The following is a 20,059-nucleotide window of genomic DNA, read 5'->3' on the forward strand; positions in this document are numbered from 1 at the left end:
AAGGGCCGGTTCCGGCCCTCCTCTCCTGATCCTCGATCATCCCCGTCAATTCCCCGCGTCATCACCGGGAAGGTCGCCGTTGGTTGATCGCGGCGGCGAGCTTGTCGATACCCTGCGCATCGAGGGCGGCGAATTCGCCAACCCGCATGACAGATATTCCAACTCGTCCGGGCGGGTTTCCGCATCGCGCCAGAAGATCAACGCGGCGGTAATGGTGGCCCGGTCCACGGGGTCAAGATCGATGCGCACGTTTCGCAATGTCGGCATGGGCGATCCTCCTATGAGCGCTTCGAAAAGAGCGGCATGATGCGCTTGCGCGTGAGGCGATCGCGGGTGGTCGTGAACATCGTGCCATCCCATTCCCGCCATGTTTCGCAGCCGTTGATGGTGGTGCGTCCTCGGCGTTTGCGGATCGGCGGCAGGACGCTGCGCCTGCTGCTCAGGCGTCAGGTCTTGAAACCGCTCGATCTCGTAGTCGGGCATCCAGCCGTCTTGCAAACGGTGCGGCGCGTTCCGATAGCGATGCTCGATCGCGGGACCGCCGAATAGGTCGGGCTGTATCCCGGCAAGCGGTCGCTGATGTTGCGCCTTCCGATAGTCGGCACGCCATTGACCGTCCGCGCTCAAGGCGGGGCGGTCAGGTTCGTTTTTCGGTTCCGTGCCGCCGATGGGAGTCCTCTACGCTCTTATCACCCATGATGAATGCCCTGCAGATCGAGGGATAGCTGCGCCGCGCCGGCCGCAAGGGCGGCGTGCTCGCGGTCGATATGAAGCTCGGCGGCGCGATGACCGGACGGACGCTTGCACCATGTTCCCGCCTTCACATGGCATATGGGGCAAGGGACGCGGGTGTAGGGATGGTCGGGCCACCCCTCCCCGCAACGGGAGCAACGAAACCGCATGGTCAGAACGCGAAAGCAGCTTGGCCGCTCGCCTCCATGTAGGTCATGCTCTCGCCTGCCGCATACCGCTCGCGGCCAAGCTCGGACCATTGCAGAAAGCCGGACCGGTCATAGCGAAACCAGCCGTCCTCGATCCCGAAAATCATCCCCCACGCCGCATCCTCGGCGCACAGTCGGCCGGTATTGATCGGCCAATGCTCGCTGCCCTTCTCCTGTCGGCAAACGATGGGCGCGCTGAAGGCGCGAATGATCGCGCCGCGCTCGTCGGGCTCGCCCGCCCCGACGTGCCGCATGATCTCGCGGGCTTCCGCCGTGGTGATATAGCCGGAAGCCCTTTTGTCCTCATGATGCGAATAGCGGCATCCGAGCAAATTCTTTTGTTTCGATCAATTCACAAAGTGAGCAAATTTACTCATTTACTAGATCCTAAAATACTCATAATTAGATTTTGCGGCGCATAGTACCACTCAAACGCACTCACGTTTGGGGCGGCGTTGCAGCCAATATCCGGTGCTTGATAGCAACTTCATGAAGAAAACGTCTAAATATTGATTTTAGATACTTCTAACTTTGAAGTACGCGTCGAGCCGCAAGCGCACCTAATAGAGGAGTTCTTCTCATGGCTTTCAGCGTGCAGCAACATTATGGTCCTGATGCTTTTATAGGACTTGAACCGCTTCACAAAGACCTTTGTGGTGCGTGGAAATTTGAAGGCAAGATCTGGCCCTATTACCCAGAAGATACTGCCAATGACCCCACTACCCAGCTGGATACCACTGGTACGGCCGAAATAAGCCTAACGGCCGATGGGCGATATTTTCACTTGAACTGGTCCGGTGAAAGCTCCAACGACAGATGGGCCGGAGGCTGCATCATTGGTTATGCCGCTGGCTTGGCGGACGCAAACGGCAAAAGAACAATGAATGAAAGCTTTTACAACAGCTACGGCAGCTTTGGCTCGTCCAAAGCATCCTATAAGAACGGTGACAATCGCCTTGAAATGGCTGGCGAGGTAGAATGCTATGACCGCAATAGCAAGGAAAAATATCGCCATATTCTAAACATCAAGGGCAAAAACCGCTTCGAAATGGAAGTACATCTGACGGCGCACGGCGGGAAAGAGTCCAAAGTCCGTCATCTGATCTTTTCCCGCGTATAGCGAACCGCAAAATTCATCGGAGTGAACGAAATGAACAACGTAGTTTCGGATACGCTGACAGTCGCGCCCACAACCGGAAAAAACGAAACTATTTTGGCGAAGACAGACAAACCTCTGTTTGATATCGAAGTGATTGAGTACGACGAATGTCAGATTGATGCAAACAGTGATGTTGTATTTTACCGCACGACCTGCACCACTTGCTCGACCTCCTAACGACTATTAGGTTTGGCCATGGCAAATATTTATAGAGGTTGCCATGACCTGAGCGTTGCGGGCTTTTGAGATCTTCCGATTTTTCATCATCTTCCTAGTACAACGGGATGCGCGATCCAGTCGGAAATGCGTGGTCTCGATCGGATACTTCTTTGTAGGTCAATAGTTACAATGATGGCAGGTTAACCGTTAATGACTTTGCTCCGACTTTCACCTCGAAATTGGACCATACCGATTGATGATGGCTTTCTCATAGGTCATAGGGCGACCATTTTGCGAAAAGTCAGAGGTGGTCGCGAATTAGCTATCTTATTAGATGAACTTAAAAAGCATCTTGATGATGGGCCACAGACGGAAGAAAAGCTGAAAACTGATTTGCAGGCGTCTTATCCACCGGCCTATGTTGAAGAAGCTCTTCATCACTTTTTGAATCTTGGCGTCGTTGTTTATACCGACGAAAACGCCGTTTCAGACACGCTGTCAAAGCGGGATGAGCGAGTATCCTCACCCACAAGACAATACTTGTTCAACGTTTTTGACGAAACAGAACAGGCCTTTGAAAAGCTCAAAGCCTGCGATGTGGCGTTGGTTGGTCAAGGCAGACTTGCAGAAAAGGTTCTGTCCGGTCTGATTGACTTATCCCTCCGATCGATAAGTTGGGCCGTCAACAAGGAAGCCACTTCTTCCGGAGAGAACCGTCCTGATTTCGCGGGATTCGAATACTCTCCGTATAGCGATGACGAGGATTTGAAGCGGAGGCTGGGAACCGCGGATTTTGTCATCGCTGTCGCTGACGATCCAATTGAGCGGCTACGTCTCTTTCCCAAAGTAAACGCGATCAGTTTGTCAGGTGGTCAACAGCCGTGGCTGTGCGGCTACATGGACGGGCATCAGGCTTTCATCGGCCCCTTATTTGTGCCGGGTGAAACTGGATGCTATCGCTGTTTGGAATTGCGAGAAGAACAACATCTACCTTATCCTGAAGAGTTCGCCTCGTTCAAACAATCTTTGGCACACAACAAGATTGTTTGCGCACCGGATGCCCCATCGTCGACTTTGCAGGTCGCCAGTGGGTTCATCACAGCAGAAGCGCAAAAAGCCATCGCCCGGGTCGGGCATCCCGCTACATTCCAAACCTTGGTCGTCATTGATCTCAACTATCTCGAAACTGAACGTCACAGGCTATTGCGCGTGCCCTTTTGCGATACTTGCGGCACCCACCTTAACCAACCTTTCTGCAAAACCTGGGATATGTGATCAGCAACGATGGCACAACCGCTACAGGACATCCCCTTAAGCTACAGCTGCCTTCATCTGGCTTTACATAAGTCGCACCGTTTTGGCCCCCTCACCCGCTATAGTTTTCATCGGGTGCCCGGTAATTATGGGATGCTTCATGCGGTTACTGCTAGCGTAAGGGACATATCTCAGCAAAAGGAGATTGTTGCTGCCGGGGGCGGCTTAACCAAAAACCGAGCCTTTTTTGCTGCGATTGGAGAGGCGCTTGAGCGTCTCTCGTTGCGACAGCATCAGTATCTCGGACTTACAGCCGGACGATATACAGGAAAGGATGGTGAACTCGATCCCAATTTGCTTTTACAAGGGATTGATCAATTAACCTTCCCTCTTGTTCGTTGGCATGAGGAAATGGAAATACTATGGCACCACGGGTCCGAGCTCGCATCCGGCAAACTCTGCCTCATACCAGCGTTTAGCTTATTCCCAAATGCCGCGGCTCATACCCCCGACGGGAAATTGCTCTACGCCAACACCTCTACAGGAACTGCAACCTCCCGCGAGAGAAATGCAGCGATCCTGTCAGGCATTTACGAAGTCATTGAGCGAGACGCATTTGTAGTTCATTGGGAAAACCGGTGGGCAGGTATCAAGAAGCCCCTGGACAGCAAAAGTATAGCACTGCTGCGGCAAATTGAAAGCCGGGGCTTTGATGTTTCCATTGTCGCCCTGAGCACTGACACTGGCGTTCCGGTAGCCCTAGCTGCCATTGCCGACAAAACCGGCTATCAGGCAGCAATTTCTTTTGGAGCTGCTGCACGTGCTACGTGGGAGGAGGCGAGTTTTCGCGCCCTTGAAGAGGCTTTGTTGACTAGTTTCTGGATCAGCACACGTCTTTATGTGGACGGAACGAGCTATAAAGAAGCTCAAGATAGAATGACATTACTACCAGAGCCGTCCGATCACGCTTATCTTTATGGCTTCCCTCAAGCAACGGAAAAATGTCGCTTCCTTTTTGAAGCACCAAAAGAAGATGATGTCCGTTTTGCCAATCCTCCGGACAAATCGGTCAGCAACGCTGAGCTTGAATGGGCGCTGGAACGGCTTGGATCAGTCAGGGCAATCTGTATCTACGCGGATATTACCCATCCTTCAGCTGCGGCATTGGGCCTCTATGTAATCCGCGTCGTTATTCCGGGCTTTCTACCGCTAACGCGGGGGAATGTCCGCTCGATCTTGAATCCACGCCTGGTTACAATCGCAGATGCCCTTGGTCGTGCCCACGGAAAGGATTTCGGATTTAATCCTGATCCACACCCCTTCCCGTGATCAAGATTACCGTTATGCGGAGGATCGCTACTTGCAAAAAGGTGTTAGTTACACGAACGAGACCAGAACATTCTCGCTAGTCAGGCAACAGGCCTGCCACTGGTATGAAGACCCGTTAGCTCACGCGCACACGATAGAGTACGAGAAAAGCTATAGCTACCTGCCACGCTTGCTGTTTGAAGAGCTATCGTTGGCGCAGGTTAGCAAAAATGACCCCACCATCCTGGATGGAGCACCAGCTGAATGGCTAGGACGACAGTCACTCACCGAAAAAGCCGATAGACTAGATATTCCGGCACCGCTTTGGCGCCTAGATTTCCGCACTTTTCCACAGGCGGCCAGGAAATATGATCTGATCTTAGTGTATTCTGTGCTGCGCCTTATGCCTGATCCGCCAGCGTTTCTAACTTGGCTCAAACGCAATCTGACGCCAGAAGGCCGCTGTTGTTTCGTCGATTTCATCGGCAACATTGACGAGGAATTAACCCGGCATATTCTCGGCCGTATTCCCTCCAAGGTGCACCAACAATTCTTGTTAGACCAACTTGCAGCCGCACCAAAGCCGGAACAAATCCAGCAATGGCTCTTCAATGCCAGGATCGATCACTACCGGCTCGCCATTGGGGGGCTTGGCGGCTATGAAGAAAGAAGCGAGAAGGCTCTGACGCTTATCGCTCAAAATACCCATCTGGTTCCCCTTTTGATGCAACTATCCCGATCGGGGTATAAAAGCCGTCGAGCGGCGGAGATCGTCTTCCATTTAACATTTGCACATGGTGGGGATCACTAGACATGGCTAAGTCACCTCAGGGCGTTTCCCGATATTGGTTCGTCGAACCAAGTGATCTTGAGACCCGATTATCTCAGGACTACCATGAAGCAACCAAAACAAGCGAGTTTCTCTTTAGCTTTGGCGCGGAGGATCCGAAACGCTCGCCCGCGGTGATGGAAATAATCAATGCAGTTGCCGGTAAATCCAAAAGTTATGGTTACTTCCCGCGTATTAATCTCACGCCTGCCACCTGGGAGAATTTGGATACGCCCATAGGAACATTGATTAAAAGCAGGCGCACAAACCGCAAGTTGCTTGAAAAGCCGATAACCCTGGAAGAACTGTCGACTTTGCTTGTCTATGGAGCAGGTATCAACGGCGCCATTGGTATTGGAGAAAATACAAGCAGGGATGGGCGTACATACCCATCCGGTGGGGGGCTCTATCCTCTGGAGATTTACCCAATCATACTCAACGTCGAGGGCGTCGAGGAGGGAGTCTATCACTTTGATGTGCGAAACCAATGCATCAATTGCTTGGAGAGCGGGGATGTGCGCACCAAGGTAAAGGAGGCTTATCTGGGGGAAAAGATGCTGGAAAAAGCCGCCGTTTGCTTTTTCGTCACGGCTATCTTCAAGCGAACTTCCTTCAAATATGGTGAAAGAGCCTACCGCCTTGTAAATATCGAAGCCGGCCATCTGATCCACAACGTTATGTATGTGGGGCAGGCCCTAGGCTTATCGATCATCCCGATAAACGGTTTCTTCGATCGTCGCCTGGAAAAGCTCATTAACGTTGATGGCATTGAAGAATCCATCCTCTACACAGCAATTGGAGGGTGTGTTTGATTTATGAAGTCTCGCCATACTCCCCAGCAATTTGAAGACAGACAACAGCTGAGTTATTGGCTAACGTCGCTTGTATCAGAGGTTGCTTGCAAGCTTGGCGCTTCTATAACGCCACTTCGATTTAAACTGCACTCCAATGCCAACAGCGTCTCCTATACTTGTTATGGAGAAGGCTGCCCTGAGATCAACCTATCACCAGATAGCCTGCAGACAGACGTTGTTGCTCATGAGATATGCCATGGCCTTCTACCATTTTCGTCCTTGTTTTTGGCTGAGGGGCTGGCAAACTATGTCGGCTGCCTCTTCTCAGCAGGTTGTAGCCATTTACTTTTCCCGCAAGAGACTCTTTCGCAAGTTTTAAGTGCATACCGCGACGAGCTGCCGCCTTTATCGGATTTTTTGCATCAACAGATAGGGGATCCTGGGCCACTAGCGCCTGGGCGTTTCGTTCTGCTAGAAGGCCGCCTTGCACATGCGGTTTCAGCGTCCGTGATGGAATTCTGCGTTAATCGATATAGCCATTTCGCAGCTGTCCTGCAAAGCCAAAGCGACGCATCCTTTCCCATGGCCATCGACAGAGCGACCGGCGACTCCCTTTTCAAGATTTTATATGATTGGCAGAACCATCTTGGCTTCGAGGACTATGTCTCCATTGAAGAAAAGTTTTCGCTCTTGCAGAGGTGAATGACGATGTTCTCGACATCCAGCATGCCGGAAGTGCCTGCTTATCAAACCTTCACTTTTTCCAGACCCTTGATCAGTTCAAAGATTGGGTTGGCTTCTTCATGTCTTGAACGTCGTGCTTCTCCAGATCGATATACTACCCGAAACTGGTTGGCGACGGGCGGGAAAAAGTGGGGGCGTCATCTCGCGCCCGAACGGGTGTTCGGCGGTGGCAGTGCCAATTGGCAATGGGCCTACGCCTCAGCCATTGGTGAGGCGGTTGAGCGCACAAGCCTGTCCAACTATAATCCCAATGATTTCACAGTTCTGCCTTTCGAGCAGATGCCATTATCTTTCTCCTCCGCAAAGGAGCTTTTATTCTATCTGGATTCGCAATATGCCGACCCCACCTTTCCCATTGCTAAGCCCGATTTTGAGAAGCCCATCGCTTGGGTAAAAGGTTGGTCTCTAGCTGACCGAGCGGAAGCTTATTTGCCCGCGTCACTGGTCTATCTGCCTTATCGCCACCTTAGCCAGGAACCAATTTTCACCGATCTTATCTCTACAGGGACAAGCTGCGCTCGCACTAAGGACAAAGCCGCGGCCCTGGCCATCCTGGAGCTGGTCGAGAGAGACGCTTGGACCATGGTTTGGGAAACTCGGGCCAAGGTTGCTGAAATTCATCCCGATGAAATAAAAGCAGTTCCCGCGGTTGTCGCAGCAGAACAAAACGGGCTTCAGCTTCGAGCTTTCAACTTGACCAACGATACAAACATACCGGCCGTGATCGCCATTGCCATCAATGAAACATCCCTGCCCGCCCTTGCAATCGGAACCGCCGCCCGCCTTAGCCCTTATGAAGCGCTTGAACGGGCAATTTCAGAGGCGATTACCAGTTGGCGTTCCACCGCTTATTTATGCGTCAATGGTATTCGAAAACTTGATGCTGAATCCTTGCAAAACCGGCGCCATACAGATTTTTCGTTGCAATCTCTATTTTATGCAGACCCTCAAAATAGTCATCATTTTAGTTTTCTACTCCAACAGAATTCCAATTATGTTGGACTAGAAGCCTTAGTGCCGGAACAATATAATCAGGGAGACTTGCGCCAGCTTCGAAAGCTTTTGACTGATTCCGGCCACAACGTTTGTTTATTCAACTTGACGCAATGCGAAGCGGAGGAGGTCGGACTGTATGTTGTCCGCGCTGTTTCGACCAGTTTGATAAGACAGTCCTTGGGCCTCTTAAGGCCGTTGGCGCACCCTCGTCTCCTGAATATTCCGAAGAAGCTGGGCCGGATAGCCGAAGACTTGAACGTGAAGGACCTATTGCAGTCATCACATCCTTTCCCTTAGCACGGTTTTGGTTTCAATGTCAGCCTTATTCCCCCAACGGTGCCCGGGCCCGGACTTTGTATTGAAATATATCGCCGAAGTTCTTGGTCCTTCCTTCTCGGTAAAAACACTGAGGATGCCGGGAGATTTAGCGGCCTATCACAATTTACTGATCCAGGGTCACAACCGACTGCGGTCTCCGGTCAACGCATCCGGCTTTTCCACTAAGCGCAATCTGGCAGTCTTGAAAGCTCTCGGCGAGTTCATTGAACGGTATTCCCTGCTATGTCCACCAGCCCCACAAATGTTAAGGCGTGGTACCCGCCACGACTTACCGGGACAAGCTCTAGACATGGCAGCCATGCCCCTCTTTTCAGAAAACCAATGTGCTCGCAAAGACTTTCCTTGGACGGGTTTCACAGATAGTACCTATGATTGGATAGAGGCGTACAATCTTATTGATAACACACCCGTTTATGTGCCTGTAGATCTATTGCTCTTGCATAAACCATCGCACATCAGCTTGATGGGCTCAACAGGTGCCGCAGCCCACAGAAACGAGACGCAAGCACTGATATCCGCTATACTAGAGTTAGTCGAGCGGGATGCACTGTCGATCATTTGGGAAACACAAGCAATAACGCCATGCATTCCCAATTCAGCATCGTATCTTTTAAAAGAGACCCAGCAAACCATTAAACAATTGGGGAAAGCCAATCAGGACGTCATATTACGGGATATGACAACCGACCTTGGCATTCCGGTTGCCGCTTGCGTTATTTTGGACCGCGCGCGACGCCGGCCTTGTTTGGCACTTGGAGCAGGCGCAGCCCTGTCGCATAGCGAAGCTTGTCAAAAAGCCTTGGATGAAGCGACAGCCGTGTGGCTATGGATGCGGGATGAGCACAAAAAGTCGGCAACGATCTTCGAGAACATTTTACCGCTTGCTTGCAACGCTGTCGAGCCAATGTGGCAAGCGGTTCTCTACGGGTTCCAGGAAATGCTACCGGCGGCATATATTTTGACAGAACCAACTCTGCCGCCAAAGGAAGTTTACGAAGCCGAGCCCGGCCTTTCGCACTCTCAATATCTGGAGCGATTAAAAGGCAGTTTGGCAAAGAACAGAATATCCCTCTACTATCGTTCCATCCTGCCACAAGAATTCAAGGAATTGGGATGGGTAGCGATTCGCGCCATCGCTCCATCGCTCGTTCCTCTTGCTTTCGGCAATCAATGCCGTCCGCTCGGCCATCCGCGTTTACTGACCGTGCCAAAGACACGTAATTGGGCAGAAAGCCCGCGCAAGGCAAACGTTCATCATGCTCCAATTCCTTTGCCATAAGTGGAAGCTGCGAATTGGCCCTGCTGTCGTTTTGCAGATGGGGTGGTTGCCGTCCTCCCCTAAACGGCATTGCAATGTGCCAAGGTGATGTGGTGAAGGCCACAACACAGAGAGGTCGGCGGATGATCAATACGATGATAGGAGTGGATCTGGCAAAGAACGTTTTCCAGGGGCCTGTCGCAAATTTTCTTAGTTCACCTGACCTGCCACTGAGAATTTCCTCCAGAATGGATTAGAGTCCGGCCTATTATGAACCGCCCCAGGATTCTGGACCACCGGAGGCTGGAGTTTTCCGGCTTCATTCAGGGAGGTGGGCTGGTTACGCCTCCCGGATTCATCAGTAAGATTGGTACCTTATTGCCGATGGCGCCATGTGGCCGAACCTCATTGTACAACACGACGACAGAACACCCACGGGACCGAGGTTCGCGAGCTTTTGTATCCGTGGCATCCCTGGTCCGGGCGGCTCGTTCACGTGCATGAGTTGTGACCTTGCCCCGTTGAAATAATCCATTTTGAAGTAAGCTCTGGCCCATTGAGAGGACCAGAGGATGAAGCGCAATCGTTTCACAGACGAACAGATCATCGGCATATTGAAGGAGCACGAGGCAGGCACGCCGGTCTCGGAGCTTTGCCGCAAGCATGGCGTCAGCGATGCCAGCATCTATAAATGGAAGGCCAAGTACGGCGGCATGGAGGTGTCCGAGGCCAAGCGGCTGAAGACGCTTGAGGACGAGAACACGAAGCTGAAGCGGCTTCTGGCGGATGCGATGCTCGACAATGCTGCCTTGAAAGACCTTTTGGGAAAGAAGTGGTGACGCCCGCGGCCAAGCGGAAAGCTGTTGCGCATCTGATGAGCCATCATGAGATGAGCGAACGGCGGGCGTGTAAAGCCATTGGTTTTTGCCGAATGACGGTCCGTTACGAGACCAGGCGCGACGATGATCATGAGCTTCGCGAGCGAATGAAGGCGTTGGCGCATGAACGTCGCCGCTTCGGATATCGACGCATTCATGTGCTGCTCCGGCGGGAGGGTCACCTCGTGAACCACAAGAGGCTCTTCCGGCTCTATCGGGAGGAGAAACTGACGGTGCGCAAGCGCGGCGGTCGCAAGCGAGCGATAGGCACGCGAGCGCCGATGCTGGTGCCGATGGTGGCCAATGATCGCTGGTCGCTAGACTTCGTGTCGGATCAGTTCACCGATGGGTATAGCGCGACGATCAGGATGAGACGCGCATTGCCTCGCCTGAACTGCTCCCTGAGAATGGGTTATTGCCTCATCTAAATTGCTCCCGACGAATCAACCTCGGGAGCTTTGATGAGGAAGGTAAGCATGGCGACACGTGTGGAATTGGTGGCGGCGATCAGTTGTCGCTATGTGTTAGGCGGGCGGGCCGAGAAGGCGAGGATGTTGGACGAGTTCGTGGCGCTCACGGGCTTTCATCGCAAGCATGCGATGCGACTGCTGCGAGGAGAACGCGAACCGGCGAAGGGTGGTCCTCGGCCAGGGCGCCGGGTTTACGGCGATGACGTGCGGGCGGCGCTCGTCGTTGTTTGGGAGGCGTCGGATCGAATTTGCGGCAAGCGACTACACCCCCTGTTGCCAACACTGATCGAAGCGATGGAACGTCATGGACATGGCGATATGAATAGCGAGACGCGCCGGCAACTCTTGACGATGAGCCCAGCGACGATTGATCGAGTCCTCAAGGAGATTAAAGCGAGCGCCACGGGTCCGCGGCGCCGGAAAGGATCAACGGCGATTCGGCGTAGTGTTCCCGTTCGAACGTTCTCGGATTGGGATGACCCCGCACCCGGCTTTGTCGAGGCTGATCTCGTTTCTCATTCCGGCCCGTACGCGAGAGGTGCCTTCTCGCAAACGCTGGTGTTGACCGATATAGCCACGGGCTGGACGGAATGCGCGCCGCTGCTGGTTCGCGAGCAAACGGTACTGATCACTGCGTTGACCGAACTGCGCAAGTTGCTGCCGTTCCCGCTGCTGGGCTTCGACACCGACAACGACAGTGTGTTCATGAACGAGAGCGTTCATGAGTATTGCTTGCGAGATAATATCGAACTCACCCGTTGCCGCCCCTACCGAAAGAACGACCAGGCATTTGTCGAGCAGAAGAATGGCGCGATCGTGCGCAAGATCGTTGGATACCGACGCTTCGAGGGGCTGCGAGCCACCCGGGAGCTGGCCAAGCTTTATTCCTCAATGCGGTTGTTCGTGAATTTCTTTCAGCCATCATTCAAGCTGAAAGAAAAGCACCGTGACGGAGCCAAGGTGATCAAGCGCTATCATCGTCCCGCCACGCCTTATCAGCGGCTGCTTGACGACGCACGCACGCCGGAGGATACATGCCTTCGGCTCAAGGCGATGTACCTGACGCTCGATCCGGTTCGGCTGCTCCGCGACATACGGCTGGCACAAGAGAGATTGGTCGAAATTGCTGACAAGCCTGATGGTCCGCCTGCCACCGACGGCGAGGCATTACCGCTCGAAGACTTTCTGTCTGGCTTACGGATTGCTTGGCGTGGTGGTGAAGTGAAACCGACTGCCCGCTCCAAGCCAGCGGCCAAGCGAGAGCGGCGGAGGCCCGATCCTCTACTCGCCGTCACTGCCGAACTCGAGGATTGGTTCGAGGCGGAGCCTTGGCGAACTTCGCGAGAGTTGCTTGAACGCTTGCAGGTCAAATACCCCGGCGTGTATCCCGACGGCCTCATTCGGACCGTGCAGCGTCGAATGAAGATCTGGCGCAGTACACAGGCCAATGCGCTGGTGTTCGGGCCATTCGCCGATGCCGCGCGGCAGACGCAAAACGTAGAGGTCGTGCAGTGAGGCTCTTACCGCCAGGTTGGCCTTCGACAACCCGCGGAAAACATGATGAACGCCCGCGAAGCCGCCCGCTCGCTACAGCGCTATTGAGGGCGCGCTCGCGAGCGGCTTCGCTACCTCCGTCACCTTGCACCAGGTGCGGGGACAAGATCGTAACAACCCGTGAGGCATTCGAGAACATCCGAGTGAGGCAACGGCATTATTCTCCGGGAACACTCTTGGGTGAGGCAATACGAGTCTCACCTTGTTTGTCGCCGCGCACTCAGACACTCAACCCGCGACGTGATGCGGTGCTGCGCAGCCGAAATGGCTCCGCACCGCAACCCGCCGCTACCGAACCAACAACAGCAACCAAAAACCGCTGGAGCGAACTCAAAACTGGATAAAACTTGGGGGCAAGGTCATGAGGAAACTGCGTGTGAATGCAGCGTGAGCGAGAGAAACGGTGCATATTCAACGAAAGGCAATCGTGCGGCAGACGAGCAGGTTAGTAAAGAGCAGTCGTTGATAGGTGGAATCTACGCCTGAGCGGACCATCGCGAATTAAGAGACGGCCAAAGCAGCCACCGCGAGGGGTCACGGAGGATCTGCTGCTGGAGGTGGTGATTGATCAATGACGCCAGCTCTTTAGGGGGCTGCCCAGCTGCGTCGACGGTCGCCACGATTCGGGCGTCACCATCTAAATATGAGACAAGGACGAGCTCGTATCCAAACCGAGCGGCAAGCGTAAGCAGGCCGGACGGCGTTCTTGAGGAAAAACCAAGAAACATGGCGTCCACTGACGCCGTCTCGGCATAGCAATAATCAAACATGCAAGCGACCGGCTGTCCCCCCTTAAGAGACCGCATTAACCGCGCTAGGCTGCCGCGTGATCGGAACAGCAGGGTGTTCCCCTCACCCATCAGATCGACCATCCAGCGAGCTTGCTGCGCAAGTAGGGTCAGTGCTCCTAATCGTGCGATCCAAGCCATTAGTCTGGGGGCTTCCGGCTGGTGCCAGGCCAAGTAGATTCTTTTAGGCGGAAAGTCGTTGGACCCCGAACATCGTTTCGCCCCAGCAGCGTAGAAATAATATTCAGCCCAGCTGTTCAAGTATTCTGTCTCAAACGTCTTGCGGATTGGCATCTCCAACCGTCGACAAACTTGGGTGTACACCCAAAACGCCTGCCGCATTTCGGCATCCATTGGTGCAATCAGTTGTGCGCGTAACTCGCCAACCCTCGGACGGCCGGCGGACTGCGTAATTCGGAAGAACGGGACAGTCGTTTCACTAAATCGCGGACAGTGGTTTCACTAATTCCGGGACAGCATGGTGTGGTCGATTTTCGCCTGCCTGGTTGAAGTCATGAGCGATTGATTTCGCCGTTTTCAGCGCCGGTCAAGTGGGATGGTGTTTTTTGCCGTCGCATGCTGTCGCCTTCAAGGGCAATGCGGTGCGCATTGTGGATGATCCGATCGAGGATTGCGTCTGCGATGGTCGGTTCTCCGATCATGTCATGCCACTGGGCGACAGGAAGCTGCGCGGTGATGAGCGTTGATTTCCGGCGATAGCGTTCCTCGAAGATTTCCAGCAGGTCGAGGCGTTGTTGATCTGTGAGCGTGTGCGTTCCCCAGTCGTCGAGGATCAGCAACTGGACGCGGGCGAGTTTGTCGACCAGGCGTGGAAAGCGGCCGTCAAGCCTGGCAAGGCCCAGATCTTCGAACAGACGCGGCATACGCAGGTAGAGGATGGAATGATCGAGCCGGGCAGCCTGACGGCCGAAGGCGCAGGCGAGCCAGGTTTTTCCCGTGCCGGTCTGGCCGGTGATGATCATATTCTCATCTGCCTTCAACCACGCCCCTTGCGCAAGCGACAGAGTGTTGCGGCGGTCGAGACCACGATGAGCGGCAAAGTCGATGTTCTCGATGCAGGCGTCGGGAAAGCGGAGCTTTGAAGCTGCAAGCCGGTTGGTCAGGCGCTTGTCGGATCGCAGAGCCGTTTCCCGATCGAGCATCAGGCCGAGCCACTCGTCGCGGCTGAGATCGCTGCTGTTGTTCTGAGCGGCAAGTTCGCGATAGGCCGTTGCCATTCCGGCAAGGCCAAGGGCCTGCATCTGATCGAGGGTTGGATGTGTCAGCATGGGTCTTTCCTTTCCTTCACTGGTAATAGGAGCCGCCGCGGATGTTGGTGTGCGGCGGGGTGGGTTTTGCCGGGTCTGTCTGGGGTTTGGTTCGATCGAGACCGGATTTGAGAATGGCGGCGACAGAGGAATAGGTGATGGAGTTGATGACCAGCGCCCGCTCGCACGCCGCTTCCAGGCGATCCGTCTCGTAACGGCGGGCAAGGGACAGAATGCCGAAGGCCGAGCGATATCCTTGTTCGGGATGAGGACGATCGCGCATCATCCGCTCGACCAGAATGGCGGTGTTCACCCCGATCCTTGCCGCCTGGTTCAAAAGCGATGCCGGCGTCGTGTTGGCATAACGCTGGTGGGATTTGGGCATATGCTCGTTGACCGTCACATGCCCGGATCGCTGAGAACGCCTGATATGGCTGGCAATCCGCTTGTGATCGAGAAATACCTCGACCACCCGGTGGGTCAGACGCACATCAACCTGTCGGCCGATCAAGCGGTGCGGCACAGAGTAGAAGGTCTTGTCGACCTCGACATGGTAATCGGGATGGACCTTCGCCGATTTCCATTCCGCATAGTCGAACGGCGTTGCTGGCAGCGGCGCAAGCGCCTTTCTCTCTACCTCCTCGAACAGGTCTCGGCGCGACTTTCCGATGTGGCGCATCGGGCGGTTGTTCAAGTCGTCAAGCAGAACCGAGATCGCGGCATTCAGATCAGCCAGACTGAAGAAGCGTCGGTTTCTGAGGCGAGCCAATATCCAGCGCTCGACGATCAGCACTGCACCTTCGACCTTGGCTTTGTCACGCGGCTTGCGGCTTCTGGTCGGCAGGATGGTCGTATCGTAATGTTCGGCCATAGCAGCGAAGGTGGCGTTGAGCGTCGGCTCGAACCACAGCGCCTTGGCGACGCCTGCCTTCAGGTTGTCGCACACGATCGCCTTCGTGACGCCGCCGAAGAAGCTCAGCGCGCGTTCCTGGCCCTCGATCCAGTCCGGCAGTTTCTGGCTGAAGCTGGCACAGGCGAATGTCAACGACGAGGCGGGAAGCATCGCCACAAAGATTTGCGCCGAATGGATGACGCCGGTCGAAGGGTCGAGGATGGGGATGGTGTGGCCGGCATAATCCGTCTGCATCACCGCGCCCGCCTCATGACGGTTGCGGAACGTCGCGTGAGCGCGGCGTTCGAAGACGGCAAAACGGTCGCAAAACCATGTGTAGCCGTAGCCGTCGGGATGGCTCGCCCTGTATTCCTGCCAGAGCAGCGTCAGCGTTACACCCTTGCGCTTCAGCTCGGCGGAAACGGACCGCCAATCCGGCTAGACCAAGTCCTGTGGCGGCCGGCCAACGCGCCGGAAAAGATGTCGCTCCAGCGCGGCATCATCGTCCAGGCCCGCAGGTAACGGCCAGACCGAAAGTCCGGTCTCCTTCGCTCGCAGCAGATACGTCGCCACAGAGGTTTTGCTGATCTTCAGGCGTTCCGAAACGGCGCGAACCGAAAGGCCCTGTTCATGCGTCAGCCGCAGTATCGATCGAATGTCTTTCACTGTCATCCACGACGGGACTTCAAGAAGTCGATCAGAGGAAGCACCAGAAAGGCTGCAGCGGAAAATACGCGTCCCTTTGGACAGCGCCTCATGGACGTGAACGAGCCGCCCTGACCAGGGATGCCACGGATACAAAAGCTCGCGAACCTCGGTCCCGTGGGTGTTCTGTCGTTGTGTTGTACAACGAAGAACGGCAGCATGGTGCAATCGGCAATAAGGTGCCGATCTCACTGATAAATTCGGGAGGCGCCACCAGCCCGCCTCCCTGAATGAAGCCGGAAAACTCCAGCCTCAGCTGGTCCAGAAACCTGGGGCGGTTCATGACGGAAGGGAAGCTAACCATATAGTCAAAAAAATAGATCATAGCGCGTGTCGAACCCATACGTTCGGTTCGGCATATAGTAAGCGCACAATTCCCCGCACCTGTTCACTGAACGGCGAATGAGGGAGTCTGTGTCCACAAGGGAGACTGTGGACACAATGACATTGGATAACTTGAAGGGCTCAGGGGGTCTTCGGGCAGTGAAGGTTCTTCCCAACGGGAAGCGGCGTTTCGATCCGGTCGAGAAAGACCGGCTGATCGACGCCGCAATGAAGCCCGGCGTATCGGTTGCCCGTCTGGCACTGGCGCACGGCGTCAACGCCAATCAGTTACGCAACTGGGTGAAGCTTCGCCGAGATCGGCAGGCCCAGGGTAGTTTGACGGCTGCTGCAGGGCAGGAAACGTCGGCCTTTGTTCCTGTGGTTGCAGCGTCGCCGATTGCGCGGCAGCCCGACATGCCGGCCCGGCCATCATCGGCAGGAATGCGGCTGATGGCGTCTTTGCCAAATGGTGTGCGGCTTGAGCTTGAGGATGTGGATGAGCGGGCTCTTTCGGCGATGATCGAAATTCTGGGGCGGTGCAATGTTCCGGCTGGCTGACGATCTTCGCGTCTATCTTCACCGGGACCCGATCGACTTTCGTGCGGGGATCAACAGCCTGGCGATCCTGGTCGAGCAGTCGATGGGCCTGAGCCCGTTCGAGCGTGCTGTCTTTGTCTTTTGCAACCGCCGGCGCACCCGGATGAAGCTCCTGTTCTTCGAGCGGTCAGGGTTCGTGCTTGTATTGAAAGCCTTGTCCGAAGACCGGTTTCGCTGGCCCCGCCGCGAGGCGCCGGTCGTGACGCTCGATACCGAACAGTTGCGCTGGCTGCTTGACGGCATCGATCTCGACGCGATGGTGCGCCATCCTGTTCGGCAATATGAGTTTGTCGGCTGAAGGCTGTTGACGGAGCGGGGCGGCTCAGATTCAAAGCTACGATGACACGAGCCGGCACCCCGACCGTTGCGGAACTGATGGCGCTTCTGGCGGCGAATGCTGCCGAGAACGTCGCGCTGCGGGCTGAGAGAGACGCCCTTGAGCAGCGTGTCTTCAAGCTCGAGGAAGAACTGGCGCTTGCACAACTGCATCGTTTTGCGCCGCGCAGCGAAAAGCATATGGATCGCGTCTTCAATGAAGCCGAGAACGCCGCTCTCGAGGCCGATGCTGATGAGGGCTTGGCCGACTGTGACGAGACCGACGCCACTGAGCTTCCCGACACGGGATTGCCAGAGGTGGAAAAGCCCGAAGGCCGCAAGCGCGGGCGTAAACCTCTTCCGGCAAATTTGCCCCGCCAACGCGTTGAATATGACCTTGCCGACGATCAGAAGACCTGTCCGTGCTGCCGCCATCCGTTGCATCGCATGGGCGAACTCGTCACCGAGCAGCTGCATATCGAGGTGAAGGCCACGGTGCTGCAGAATGCCCGGGCCAAGTATGCTTGCCGCAACTGCGAGCGCACCGATATCAGCACTCCCGTTATCATCGCGCCGATGCCCGCACAGCCCTTGCCGGGGAGCATTGCCACGGCCTCGACGCTGGCCTTTGCTCTTGTTCATAAATATGTCGACGGCACACCGCTCTATCGCCTGGCACAGGCCTTCGAGCGCGCTGGCGTCCCTGTCAGCCGTGGCGCTCTTGGCCATTGGGTGATCGGGTCCAGCGAAAAGCACCTCGTTCGCATCTACGATGCACTGAAGCAGCGGCTCTTGTCGCAGAACGTCATTCGTAAGCGCTCATTTCGCTGCGCGTTGACGCAGTGGATTGTGACGCCCGCAGCGGCTTATGCGGCAGTGGATTTGGCGAAGTTAAATGGGAGCAGATCGTCGATATTGGCGCCGTCCGGACGCTGCGGCGATTCGGTAAAGACGTGTCGCAACCAGGTGAATGGCTCGACGCCACAGGCGCGACAGGTCAGCATAAGGCTGTAGATGACAGCGCTTGCCTTGGCCCCGTCGACAGTGTCGCAAAATAGCCAGCTCTTCCTTCCAGTGGCAAAAACTCTGATATCGCGTTCCAATAAATTGTTGTCGATCGGCATCCTGCCGTCTTCGGTGTAGCGGGTCAGATATTGCCACTGGTTTCGCGTATAGGAGATCGCATCGCCGAGCTTGGTGTCGGGCACGACCTTGGGGGCCATCCTGTCGAGCCACTCCTTCAGGGCATCAAGGACTGGAACGCTATGCTTCTGGCGCAAGCGCCGGATGCAATCGGCCTGCGTTTCGCCGTCATCCGGCTTTTCGTCCCGCACCTGCCTTTCAATCCGATAGAGCTGGTCGAAGAACTTCAATGCCTGCGCGGGCGGCCCGCTTTGTTTCTTCCCGGCCTTGAAGGCGTTGACGAAGCGTCGCCTGGCGTGAGCCATACACCCGACATGCGTTGCGCCCTTCAGGGTGCGCCAGCCCTGATAGCCGTCGCTCATCAGGATGCCGCGATAGTCACCAAGGAAAGTCTGCGGATGCACCTGCCCACGACCGGGCTGATATTCGAGCAGCACAACCGGTTCGACACTATCCTGCCCGCTGCGATAGGCCCAGATGTAGGACTCGTCAGTTGCTTTCCTGTCCTTTTCCTTCAGCACCTGCACCGTGGTCTCGTCACCGTGAATGACGTTCTGCGACAAGAGCCGCTGCTTCAGTGCATCGTAGATGCGAACGAGGTGCTTTTCGCTGGACCCGATCACCCAATGGCCAAGAGCGCCACGGCTGACAGGGACGCCAGCGCGCTCGAAGGCCTGTGCCAGGCGATAGAGCGGTGTGCCGTCGACATATTTATGAACAAGAGCAAAGGCCAGCGTCGAGGCCGTGGCAATGCTCCCCGGCAAGGGCTGTGCGGGCATCGGCGCGATGATAACGGGAGTGCTGATATCGGTGCGCTCGCAGTTGCGGCAAGCATACTTGGCCCGGGCATTCTGCAGCACCGTGGCCTTCACCTCGATATGCAGCTGCTCGGTGACGAGTTCGCCCATGCGATGCAACGGATGGCGGCAGCACGGACAGGTCTTCTGATCGTCGGCAAGGTCATATTCAACGCGTTGGCGGGGCAAATTTGCCGGAAGAGGTTTACGCCCGCGCTTGCGGCCTTCGGGCTTTTCCACCTCTGGCAATCCCGTGTCGGGAAGCTCAGTGGCGTCGGTCTCGTCACAGTCGGCCAAGCCCTCATCAGCATCGGCCTCGAGAGCGGCGTTCTCGGCTTCATTGAAGACGCGATCCATATGCTTTTCGCTGCGCGGCGCAAAACGATGCAGTTGTGCAAGCGCCAGTTCTTCCTCGAGCTTGAAGACACGCTGCTCAAGGGCGTCTCTCTCAGCCCGCAGCGCGACGTTCTCGGCAGCATTCGCCGCCAGAAGCGCCATCAGTTCCGCAACGGTCGGGGTGCCGGCTCGTGTCATCGTAGCTTTGAAT

The 20,059-nt window shown here is 55.4% G+C and carries 16 protein-coding genes and 4 pseudogenes; 15 read left to right on the forward strand and 5 right to left on the reverse strand.

Annotation, left to right across the window (positions count from 1 at the left end; genetic code table 11):
• Positions 1–45: 45 nt before the first annotated feature.
• Entirely contained in the window at positions 46–483 is a 438-nt protein-coding gene (locus BA011_RS43060; protein WP_151343709.1) for a hypothetical protein, read from the reverse strand.
• A gap of 421 nt (positions 484–904) precedes the next feature.
• Entirely contained in the window at positions 905–1,195 is a 291-nt protein-coding gene (locus BA011_RS33410; protein WP_151343710.1) for a hypothetical protein, read from the reverse strand.
• Between the two features lie 326 nt (positions 1,196–1,521).
• On the opposite strand from BA011_RS33410, the gene BA011_RS43065 reads away from it, so the two are divergent.
• The 12 genes and pseudogenes from BA011_RS43065 to BA011_RS43095 form a co-directional block, all read left to right on the forward strand.
• Positions 1,522–2,061, forward strand: coding sequence for a DUF1579 family protein (locus tag BA011_RS43065; protein WP_151343711.1), 540 nt, complete (start codon positions 1,522–1,524; stop codon positions 2,059–2,061).
• A 30-nt stretch (positions 2,062–2,091) separates the two neighbouring features.
• Positions 2,092–2,277, forward strand: coding sequence for a hypothetical protein (locus BA011_RS43070; RefSeq protein WP_151343712.1), 186 nt, complete (start codon positions 2,092–2,094; stop codon positions 2,275–2,277).
• A 273-nt stretch (positions 2,278–2,550) separates the two neighbouring features.
• Complete coding sequence (locus BA011_RS33420) at positions 2,551–3,534, forward strand: TOMM precursor leader peptide-binding protein (protein WP_186806610.1); 984 nt, start codon at positions 2,551–2,553, stop codon at positions 3,532–3,534.
• A gap of 132 nt (positions 3,535–3,666) precedes the next feature.
• Positions 3,667–4,842, forward strand: a complete 1,176-nt coding sequence (locus tag BA011_RS33425) for a YcaO-like family protein (protein WP_186806611.1) — start codon at positions 3,667–3,669, stop codon at positions 4,840–4,842.
• A 31-nt stretch (positions 4,843–4,873) separates the two neighbouring features.
• Positions 4,874–5,632, forward strand: a complete 759-nt coding sequence (locus tag BA011_RS33430; RefSeq protein ID WP_065284012.1) for an SAM-dependent methyltransferase — start codon at positions 4,874–4,876, stop codon at positions 5,630–5,632.
• A 2-nt stretch (positions 5,633–5,634) separates the two neighbouring features.
• Positions 5,635–6,462, forward strand: a complete 828-nt coding sequence (locus BA011_RS33435) for a SagB/ThcOx family dehydrogenase (RefSeq protein WP_065284013.1) — start codon at positions 5,635–5,637, stop codon at positions 6,460–6,462.
• A gap of 3 nt (positions 6,463–6,465) precedes the next feature.
• Positions 6,466–7,146, forward strand: coding sequence for a hypothetical protein (locus BA011_RS43075; protein ID WP_151343714.1), 681 nt, complete (start codon positions 6,466–6,468; stop codon positions 7,144–7,146).
• The gene (locus BA011_RS33445) at positions 7,147–8,481 is read left to right on the forward strand and encodes a YcaO-like family protein (RefSeq protein WP_151343715.1); all 1,335 of its coding nucleotides are present in this window, start codon (positions 7,147–7,149) and stop codon (positions 8,479–8,481) included. It abuts the gene before it with no gap.
• A 61-nt stretch (positions 8,482–8,542) separates the two neighbouring features.
• Positions 8,543–9,802, forward strand: a complete 1,260-nt coding sequence (locus tag BA011_RS43080) for a YcaO-like family protein (protein WP_186806612.1) — start codon at positions 8,543–8,545, stop codon at positions 9,800–9,802.
• Positions 9,803–10,353: 551 nt separating this feature from the next.
• Positions 10,354–11,009 (forward strand): annotated as a pseudogene (locus BA011_RS43090) (IS3-like element ISRle4 family transposase); the annotation flags it as partial.
• Between the two features lie 111 nt (positions 11,010–11,120).
• Positions 11,121–12,644, forward strand: a complete 1,524-nt coding sequence (locus BA011_RS33460) for an ISNCY family transposase (RefSeq protein WP_065279116.1) — start codon at positions 11,121–11,123, stop codon at positions 12,642–12,644.
• Positions 12,645–12,904: 260 nt separating this feature from the next.
• Positions 12,905–13,027 (forward strand): annotated as a pseudogene (locus tag BA011_RS43095) (IS3 family transposase); the annotation flags it as partial.
• A 956-nt stretch (positions 13,028–13,983) separates the two neighbouring features.
• Here the strand turns inward: BA011_RS43095 and istB are convergent.
• Together istB and istA are read right to left on the reverse strand one after the other, a co-directional pair.
• Positions 13,984–14,760 (reverse strand): IS21-like element helper ATPase IstB, encoded by a 777-nt coding sequence (gene istB / locus BA011_RS33470; RefSeq protein ID WP_065284017.1) that lies wholly within the window; start codon positions 14,758–14,760, stop codon positions 13,984–13,986.
• A gap of 16 nt (positions 14,761–14,776) precedes the next feature.
• Positions 14,777–16,303: pseudogene (gene istA, locus BA011_RS33475) on the reverse strand (IS21 family transposase).
• Between the two features lie 474 nt (positions 16,304–16,777).
• Here istA and tnpA point away from each other — a divergent pair.
• The 3 genes and pseudogenes from tnpA to BA011_RS43100 all read left to right on the forward strand — a co-directional run.
• Positions 16,778–17,218 carry an IS66-like element accessory protein TnpA gene (gene tnpA / locus BA011_RS33480; protein WP_065282368.1) on the forward strand — a complete coding sequence of 147 codons (441 nt, stop codon included), beginning with the start codon at positions 16,778–16,780 and terminating at the stop codon, positions 17,216–17,218.
• Positions 17,202–17,555 (forward strand): IS66 family insertion sequence element accessory protein TnpB, encoded by a 354-nt coding sequence (gene tnpB, locus BA011_RS33485; RefSeq protein WP_018240906.1) that lies wholly within the window; start codon positions 17,202–17,204, stop codon positions 17,553–17,555. The genes tnpA and tnpB overlap by 17 nt, the downstream gene beginning before the upstream one ends.
• A gap of 41 nt (positions 17,556–17,596) precedes the next feature.
• Positions 17,597–18,382 (forward strand): annotated as a pseudogene (locus BA011_RS43100) (IS66 family transposase); the annotation flags it as partial.
• 56 nt (positions 18,383–18,438) lie between these two features.
• Here the strand turns inward: BA011_RS43100 and tnpC are convergent.
• On the reverse strand, positions 18,439–20,046 hold the full coding sequence (gene tnpC, locus BA011_RS33490; RefSeq protein WP_065279183.1) for an IS66 family transposase: 1,608 nt from the start codon (positions 20,044–20,046) through the stop codon (positions 18,439–18,441).
• Positions 20,047–20,059 lie beyond the last annotated feature (13 nt).

This window comes from Rhizobium leguminosarum (assembly GCF_001679785.1).
GTDB lineage: Bacteria > Pseudomonadota > Alphaproteobacteria > Rhizobiales > Rhizobiaceae > Rhizobium > Rhizobium leguminosarum_R.

What these genes read in the sequence shown, in the direction of transcription:
- BA011_RS43060 (WP_151343709.1), bottom strand. Translation starts at nt 483, where the DNA reads ATGCCCGACTACGAGATCGAGCGGTTTCAAGACCTGACGCCTGAGCAG.
- BA011_RS33410 (WP_151343710.1), bottom strand. Translation starts at nt 1,195, where the DNA reads ATGCGGCACGTCGGGGCGGGCGAGCCCGACGAGCGCGGCGCGATCATT.
- BA011_RS43065 (WP_151343711.1), top strand. Translation starts at nt 1,522, where the DNA reads ATGGCTTTCAGCGTGCAGCAACATTATGGTCCTGATGCTTTTATAGGA.
- BA011_RS43070 (WP_151343712.1), top strand. Translation starts at nt 2,092, where the DNA reads ATGAACAACGTAGTTTCGGATACGCTGACAGTCGCGCCCACAACCGGA.
- BA011_RS33425 (WP_186806611.1), top strand. Translation starts at nt 3,667, where the DNA reads ATGCTTCATGCGGTTACTGCTAGCGTAAGGGACATATCTCAGCAAAAG.
- BA011_RS33435 (WP_065284013.1), top strand. Translation starts at nt 5,635, where the DNA reads ATGGCTAAGTCACCTCAGGGCGTTTCCCGATATTGGTTCGTCGAACCA.
- BA011_RS43075 (WP_151343714.1), top strand. Translation starts at nt 6,466, where the DNA reads ATGAAGTCTCGCCATACTCCCCAGCAATTTGAAGACAGACAACAGCTG.
- BA011_RS33445 (WP_151343715.1), top strand. Translation starts at nt 7,147, where the DNA reads ATGACGATGTTCTCGACATCCAGCATGCCGGAAGTGCCTGCTTATCAA.
- BA011_RS33460 (WP_065279116.1), top strand. Translation starts at nt 11,121, where the DNA reads ATGAGGAAGGTAAGCATGGCGACACGTGTGGAATTGGTGGCGGCGATC.
- istB (WP_065284017.1), bottom strand. Translation starts at nt 14,760, where the DNA reads ATGCTGACACATCCAACCCTCGATCAGATGCAGGCCCTTGGCCTTGCC.
- tnpA (WP_065282368.1), top strand. Translation starts at nt 16,778, where the DNA reads ATGACATTGGATAACTTGAAGGGCTCAGGGGGTCTTCGGGCAGTGAAG.
- tnpB (WP_018240906.1), top strand. Translation starts at nt 17,202, where the DNA reads ATGTTCCGGCTGGCTGACGATCTTCGCGTCTATCTTCACCGGGACCCG.
- tnpC (WP_065279183.1), bottom strand. Translation starts at nt 20,046, where the DNA reads ATGACACGAGCCGGCACCCCGACCGTTGCGGAACTGATGGCGCTTCTG.